The organism is Flavobacterium sandaracinum, assembly GCF_004349135.1.
GTDB lineage: Bacteria > Bacteroidota > Bacteroidia > Flavobacteriales > Flavobacteriaceae > Flavobacterium > Flavobacterium sandaracinum.
The window spans coordinates 1-5806 of record NZ_SMFN01000040.1; the positions used below are offsets into that span (position 1 = coordinate 1).

General features: G+C 33.0%; 3 protein-coding genes and 1 pseudogene. All 4 read right to left on the reverse strand.

Features of this window, described 5'->3' with window-relative positions; all coding sequences use genetic code 11:
• Positions 1–287, reverse strand: a 287-nt coding sequence (locus E0F91_RS17285; RefSeq protein ID WP_132067311.1) for a hypothetical protein, incomplete at its 3' end; no start/stop codon positions are given.
• A 413-nt stretch (positions 288–700) separates the two neighbouring features.
• Positions 701–2860 carry a S9 family peptidase gene (locus E0F91_RS17290; protein WP_132067608.1) on the reverse strand — a complete coding sequence of 720 codons (2160 nt, stop codon included), beginning with the start codon at positions 2858–2860 and terminating at the stop codon, positions 701–703.
• A gap of 491 nt (positions 2861–3351) precedes the next feature.
• Positions 3352–3561, reverse strand: a pseudogene (locus tag E0F91_RS17295) (tryptophan synthase subunit alpha); the annotation flags it as partial.
• Between the two features lie 137 nt (positions 3562–3698).
• Positions 3699–5345, reverse strand: coding sequence for a serine hydrolase domain-containing protein (locus E0F91_RS17300; RefSeq protein WP_132067609.1), 1647 nt, complete (start codon positions 5343–5345; stop codon positions 3699–3701).
• Between the last annotated feature and the right edge of the window lie 461 nt (positions 5346–5806).

Here is a 5806-nt window from a genome sequence, read left to right on the forward strand (position 1 = left end):
TCTATGCTCAGAATAGTGCTGTATGGAATATATTGTTTGGTTCTAAATATCAATGAAGTTTTCTCAATACCTTTCTCCATAATTTTTAGAGAAGAAACTTTGAACAAATCAATTGAAACGTATACTAAAAAAAGCAGTCCTACAAATGCTAAAATTAATGCTTCTTTTGGAGTTGAGTCAGAAATTATCAGTCCATTTACGCAATATGATAAAATTGACAGAAATAGGAAAACTCCAATTCCTGTTCTAATTAAAAAAAGATTACGAAATTTTGATTCTGTTTGCATCTTTTGTATTTCGGGGTTTTAGCATGTCGCACAACTTGTATATAAGCGAAACAAACCTTCGTATATACGCCCATTTTGGGTAGATTGGCGAAGGTTAGTTTCGCTTTATTGTTTTATCAAATATATTAAAATTTTCTTACAAATCATCAAATGGACTTCTATTCCATTTTAAAACATAAAAAAAGCGTTTACTCTCTTTTTAAATTGAGAGGAAACGCTAGTTTACTTTTATGATAAAAATAATTTTATCGAATCGCTTTTAGAAACGCTGTAATATTTGTTATTGATTTGGCTACATTATTAGGTATGTGTATTCAACGAAAAATCCCTATCAAATTTATTTTGATAGGGATTTTTTTTAGGAATAAAAGTTATGAATTTTAAACTGAGTTATAGGTAGTTGATTTTTTAGTTTATTTCTTGTCGATTGTTCTTTCAAAAAACTCATACGTTCGTAGCATTTGATCCATACGTTGACGATTATCACCAGCTCGAGTAATTTCATGAGTGGCGCCGGGATGCACAACAAATTCTACAGGACGACCCAATACTTTTAGACTTCGAAAAAGCATTTCAGCTTGAACAAACCCAGTTCTTCGATCGTTGCCTCCATGAAAAATAATAAACGGTGTTGTAATATTTTGTACATAATTTATTGGGGATTCACGAGCTAGAATCTCCTTAACTTTTGGTTCCCACGGATAGCCACCAAAATAATTGGGCACCAATCGCCAAGCGTTTCCTTCTCCAAAAAAGGTATTCAAATCATAAACACCCCGTTGCGCACATGCCGCTTTAAAGCGATTGTCATGACTTATAATCCATGCGGTCAAATAGCCCGCATAAGAACCACCCGTAATGAATAACTTAGACTGGTCTGCCCATCCTTCTTGAACTGTTTTATCTAATGCTGTTAGTACGTCACTAGCCGGTCCGGTGCCCCAATCGTTGATATTTCCTCTCAAAAAATCCAATCCATATCCACCAGAACCTCTCGGATTACTGTAGACTACTCCATATCCTTTGCTACAAAAATACTGGTATTCGTGCCACATACTTTCCTCACTAGGACCCCACATGGCGGATGGTCCTCCGTGAATTTCTAGCAATAATGGGTATTTTTCTCCTTGTTTATAGTTAGATGGTTTCATAATCCAATATTCCACGGTCATTCCTAATTCGTTTTGGAATGTTTTCTTTTCCGGGTAGGATAATTTTTTAGTAGTAACCCAATCATTAAAAGTGCTGATTTTTTTCTCGTTTTTGAAATTGGCATCAGCCAAATACAATTCAGATGGATTTGACACCTGAGTTTTTGAGTACATAATCGTATTGTTTGCTATATCAAAACTAGATATTCCTGCATCAGTGCTAGAAAGTGTTTCTATTTTTTGCGTTAATGGGTTGACTCTGTGCAATACGTTGCCACCATTCATTTGAGCGGTAAAATACAAATATTTATTATCCCTGCTCCAGGTAAGATTTGACTTGTTACGATCAAAAGGAATAGTAACAATATCTTTTTCAGTTCCATTTAGTGGCATTATCGATAGTGAAGGTACTGATACAAATGAGGTGGTGCTGGAAAGAAAAGCCAACCATTTTCCGGATGGCGATAGTGACGCGCTATTGTATCTTTTTCCGTCTTCTCCTAATAGCATTTTGAAATTTTCTCCATTGGCATCCATTATAAAAAGCTCACTTTCTAAGGATCGGTCTTGGTTTTCTGCAGTATCTACATCTCCTGACAGAATTATTTGTTTTCCGTTTGGCGTATAATCAGCGTTGTTAAAATTATAAAAACCATTTGTTAGTAGTCGGGGAGTTGCATCTTTAGATACATTTATTTCAAAAAAGTGATTGAAATTCATATCCGATGATACGTTTGATTCACTTTGAAAATTCAATTTATTAAGAACAATTGCTTTTTTATCGGTTGTATTTTTATCAAGATAGGCTCTAATTTGAGATAAACTTCCGTTTGGGTCTGGCTTTCCTTTATTGGTTACCAAATGCTCGTTTTTATCAAAACCAGGCTTTTCCATTTTCCATGTAGGAATTGATTTTGCTGGGTTTAAAATAGAATCTTGCAGTAAATCGCGCAACGGGACACTAGATGAATATAGTATCTTTTTGCCATCTGGTGACCATTTTGGATTGCTTGCGCCATATTTATCTTTTGTTAATTGCATGGGTTCACCGCCTTCCATAGAAATGATAAATATTTGATTTTTGTCTTCTACAGAACGAGTAAAAGCCATTTGCTTGCCGTCAGGGCTCCAGGTAGGTTTTGTAGCTCCATCTTTATGCGTGGTCAGTTGAATAGGCGTGGTATTTCCTGAGATAGCGACCGTGAAAATCTGAGAGCGGTACTTATAATCCAGCTTGTTATTTTCATCATTTTCAATTGTATTTACCGTAAAAGCAGCTCGTTTTCCATCTTTAGTTAAGCTGATGTTTCCAACAGTTTTAATTTTTAACATATCAGTAAGGGTAACATCTTCAGTTTTATTTTGAGCGATTGCAGCATGCAACTGTAATAAAAACAATAATGTAATTGACAATTTTCTCATAGTATTGATGTTTTATTTTGTTGTTATTCGTAAAGTCAAAAACAAAACATTTCAATGAATTGGTTTGTTTTTTTAATGGAATTTAGTAATCGTTAAATATAAAGTAAATTCTGTTAGCTCTAAGATTTTAAAATAATCAATATGCATTGGTACGAGGAAATATTATGTATTGCTAATTGACCAGCAGTAATTATTTATTTTGACCAGATATTTTTTATGAAATAACTTACTTTTTTTTTGATGCTTTTTTAAAATGTCGCACCATTTATATGTAAGCGAAATAAGCCTTGGCTTTTACAACGAATTCGAGTTAGAATGTCGAAGGTTTGTTTCGCTTTATATTTCTCAAATATTTTACAACTTTCTTATAGATAAGTAGATAGCTTTTTTTGAAATAAGTAGGTAGTCATAAATAAATATGAATCTACAACAAAAAAACCGGTGTTTAAAGATACTTTAAACACCGGTTTTTGTTTATGATAAAAATAATTTTATCGAATCGCTTTTACAAAATCAGCAATTTTTCCTGTTCCGTTTTTGGTTAAATCCTGAATAAAAGCACTACCTATAATCGCTCCTTTGGCAAATTGCGTGGCTTGCTCGAAGGTTTCTTTGTTGTTGATTCCAAAACCTATTACTTGTGGATTTTTCAGATTCATATCGGCAATGCGCTTGAAATAGTCTTCTTTTATAGGTCCAAAATGTTTTTTTGAGATGAAACAGCTGCAGTGAAACTAAACTGTCGGTTAATTACTAATTTTACAAGTACAAAACTATCTTCAAATTAAGCTAAATCCCGGCACATTGCCAAACGACGGTTAACTGCCATTTTTTTTCTTTATTTAGCTATTGCTGGTATTAAATGTTGTTGCATTATTTTCTCAACTTGTTTCTCTCCATAAGGCGTATTATATGCAGTTGATGTTATTACAATTACGATTGGTTGGTCTTTGAATATAAAAATTCTATTTCCGCCATTTCCGCTAGAATAATAAACTTCATAATTTTTGCCCTCTATTTTATACGTTTTGTTCCAAAATAAGTAGCCATAAAATTCATCTTCTGAAATGTTGATTTGATGCGATAAACTTTTGGTTACCCATTCTTTTGATAAAATTTGTTTTCCATTCCAATTACCATTATTTTTATACAATTGTCCATATTTTGCATAATCTAATGAACTTAATTGTAAACTACCTGCTGTATTTACAACATTTTGTGGTGTAAATTGCCATTTAAAATTTTTAATACCTAACGGTTTAAACAATTTTTCGTTTGAATACTTCTCTAAACCATTTGGTACAGATTTGTTAATAATATCTCCCAAAATTATGCAACCTGCTGTAAAGTAATCCCATTGTTTATTGATCTGTTTTGTTTTGTCAATTGGTAAATTTAAAGTAAAACCAACCCAGTTTTTAGTTGGATACATATTTTCTTCGTTTCCAGGTGATTCAGAATTCATATCAGAGCCTTCAAAAGTTGAACTCATTGTTAACAGACTTTTTAAATTGATACTGTCTTTTGCATGAGAATAATTTTGAAAAGACTTTAAATTATAAAATTCTTTTAAAGTTTGCATTTCACTTTTTATGTACTTTTCTTTTATGGCAATTCCCATTAGTGTTGAAGCAAATGACTTTCCTACTGAACGCGTGTCGTGAAGGGTATTTCTGTTTGCTCCATTAAAATATTCTTCTATTAAAATTTCTCCATTTTTAATCACAACTATGCTCGTAACTTCTCTATAGTTTTTTTTTGCGATTTTTCTATTTAAGTCTTCAATTTTAGCAATATCAATTTTCTCTTTAGAAATTTGCCAATCTTTAATTTGTTTAATTTGTTGAACCTTCACTAATTTTTCGTCGATTTTGATTTCTGGGACGATAATTTTAAGTTGCCCTTCAGCAATTATGTTTCCTGTTACTATTTCGTTCAGTTTTAAATAAGGTCTTATTTCAATTTTGAGTAAATGTTCTCCCTCTGAAAATGCTTCTTGACCTCCATTTCCGAAAAATCTATTCCAAAGAAACTTACCCCAAGAATCTTCGTTAATTGAACTTATTAGCGGAACTCTAAAAATAGTTTTCTGATTTTTTGTTTCTGCAGTTCCTGCCCCAACGTTAAGATTTTCAGCATAAACCTTTTTATTGTCAACTATAAATGTAAACTGATAATTTCCATTCTTTGTTAATTCTTCTGCAGTCGAATTTGGCGATAATAAATGAAGATAATTTGTTAGTGAGTTTTCCAAGAATACTCGAATATTAAAATCTGTTTTTTCTTTTAGTTCAAATGTTTGTAAGAAGTCTGTTTGTTTAAAATTTTCAATTGCTTTAGTTTGTTCCATAAAAGCAATCTTTCCAATATTTGTTTTATGAATTGGGTAAATGATGCTATCTTGTTTAACAAATTCGTTTTTTTGCGCCAATACATTGAAGAAAGTCAATAGACTTAGTGCTAGAGTAGTGATTTTTGATTTCATTGATTTTTGATTGATTTTGATTGATGATCTTGATTATATTTCTGCGATTTCGGGAAGTTGACAGTTCACGTGTCGCCGCTACACGAGGTTTGGGACTAAAGATGCGAGTTTTTTCGGTTAAGGACAAATTTCACAAGTACAAAACCATTTCTAAATTAAGCCAAATACCCAAATCTCGTGTAACGGCTGTGTGTGCCTTGCATGCACTTCCAATTCCTCAAAAGTAGGAATTTTATCTAGAGGGTGCAAGTCCCTTATCGGCAAGTTGTTGATTTATATTGAGCCGATTAGCACGTGGCAAGCTGGTTTGGGGCGACCCATGCAGTGAAGGAAGCCAAACGGCAAAAGTCTGTACCGAGGAACACAAAGCGCATAAGAGGCTAGCTAAATTGGGTAAGCATGCACAGCAATGCAAAGCCTTTAGACAACAGGTTTAGTTAGTAGATGCGTCGGGGATAGAC